We start from the raw sequence: 1,905 nt of genomic DNA, 5'->3' as shown, positions 1-1,905 counted from the left end.
TACGACTGGTGGGCAGGAAATGCCCGTTTTGCCGATAAATCAGGCTTATTTATCGTTGCCCACGTTGCCCAAGCTGCTTTAATCGCTTTTTGGGCAGGAGCCTTCACCTTATTTGAAATTTCCCAGTATCGCCCCGATATAGCCATGGCAGAACAGGGCTTAATTTTACTGCCGCACCTGGCCACTTTAGGCTTTGGAGTCGGAGAAAAGGGGCAAATCATCGATATCTATCCCTTTTTCGTGATTGGCTCAATTCATCTGATTTCTTCGGCAGTTTTGGGAGCAGGAGCCTTATTTCACCTGTTAAGAGTCCCAGAAACCCTGAAAGATTCCTCCGGTCCGGGGAAAAAATTCCATTTCGATTGGAGTGAACCCCGACAATTAGGAGTTATTCTCGGTCATCATCTGCTCTTTTTAGGTATAGCTGCATTATTATTAGTGGCCAAAGCTATGTACTGGGGGGGATTATACGACGCAACTATCGGCGCTGTCCGAGTCGTTAGTGAACCAACCCTCGATCCTTGGGTTATCTATGGCTATCAAACCCACTTTGCTACTGTGGACAATCTCGAAGATTTAGTCGGTGGTCATATCTACGTCGGTTTAATGTTAATTGGGGGCGGTATCTGGCATATTATCGTTCCCCCGCTCAAATGGGCGAGAAATGTGCTGATTTTCTCTGGAGAAGCCATTTTATCCTATTCTTTGGGCGGAATTGCCCTAGCTGGTTTCGTGGCCGCCTATTTCTGTGGGGTAAATACCCTCGCTTATCCAGTCGAATTTTACGGGCCAATTTTAGAAGTGAAGTTAGGAATTGCTCCCTACTTTGCCGACACGGTGAAATTGCCCTTTGGAGTACATACGGCGCGCTGTTGGTTAGCTAATGCCCACTTTTTCCTCGCTTTCTTCTTTTTACAAGGTCATCTCTGGCACGCTTTACGCGCGATGGGTTTTGACTTTAAACGAGTAGAAAAAGCCTTAAATGCGATAGAAGCCTAGTTTTTTCAAGGAAGATTAGGATAAATTATCGATTTTCCTAATTTTCCCCGCTGATCAATCTTTCTAACTGTCCCTTATGCCTTACTGTACCTGTTGTAACACCAAATTGCTGCATCACATTGGACGCTCTCGCTCTTATTGGTACTGTAGTTCTTGCCGGCAGGAAATGCCAGTTTCAGAGAGAGAAAACTGTAATCAGGGGCTTTATTCCCTATCAAGGAGAATTAAGAGTTAAACTCACTTATTTCGCAACAAGGACAAATTTTATGGCAAAAATTGGCTTATTTTTTGGCACGCAAACCGGCAAAACCGAAACGGTGGCGGAAATGATTCAGAAAGAATTTGGAGGTGAGGCAATTGTAGAATTACACGATATCTCCTCCGCTTCTACCGAGGATTTTGCCCCCTACGATGCCCTGATTATCGGTTGTCCCACCTGGAATATCGGCGAATTACAAAGCGATTGGGCGGGTTTTTACGATGAATTGGATGACATTGATTTCGTCTCCAAAAAGGTCGCTTATTTCGGGATGGGGGATCAAATCGGTTATGCGGATAACTTTCAAGATGCTCTGGGGATACTGGAAGAAAAAATCGCCTCCCTGGGGGGTAAAACTGTCGGTTACTGGCCGACAGAAGGTTACGATTTTAACGAGTCGAAAGCCCTAAAAAATGGCAAATTTGTCGGTTTAGCCCTCGATGAAGACAACCAATCCGATTTAACTGAACAACGGATCAAAACTTGGGTCGCGGGACTTAAGGGCGAATTTGGCGTTTAGTTAGCTATCAATCAGTTATCAGTTATCAGTTATCAGTTACCAGTTATCAGTTATCAGTTACCAGTGAATAGTATTAAGTGGCTAGTTCGCAGCTTTCTTTTCACCGACTACTGATGGATCTTCGTTA

At 44.5% G+C, this 1,905-nt stretch carries 2 protein-coding genes; both read left to right on the top strand.

Features of this window, described 5'->3' with window-relative positions:
- On the top strand, positions 1-999 hold a 999-nt coding region (locus tag PX636_RS08465), incomplete at its 5' end, for a chlorophyll a/b binding light-harvesting protein (RefSeq protein ID WP_288116746.1).
- 266 nt (positions 1,000-1,265) lie between these two features.
- Positions 1,266-1,778, top strand: coding sequence for a flavodoxin FldA (gene fldA / locus PX636_RS08460; protein ID WP_002735314.1), 513 nt, complete (start codon positions 1,266-1,268; stop codon positions 1,776-1,778).
- The last annotated feature ends 127 nt before the right edge of the window (positions 1,779-1,905 follow it).

The organism is Microcystis sp. M53598_WE2 (assembly GCF_030067735.1).
GTDB lineage: Bacteria > Cyanobacteriota > Cyanobacteriia > Cyanobacteriales > Microcystaceae > Microcystis > Microcystis aeruginosa.
The sequence above is the reverse complement of the archived record's forward strand: the minus strand, read 5'-3'. Positions and strand labels throughout refer to the sequence as shown.

Coding starts and splice junctions, on each gene's coding strand:
- fldA (WP_002735314.1), top strand. CDS start 1,266: ATGGCAAAAATTGGCTTATTTTTTGGCACGCAAACCGGCAAAACCGAA.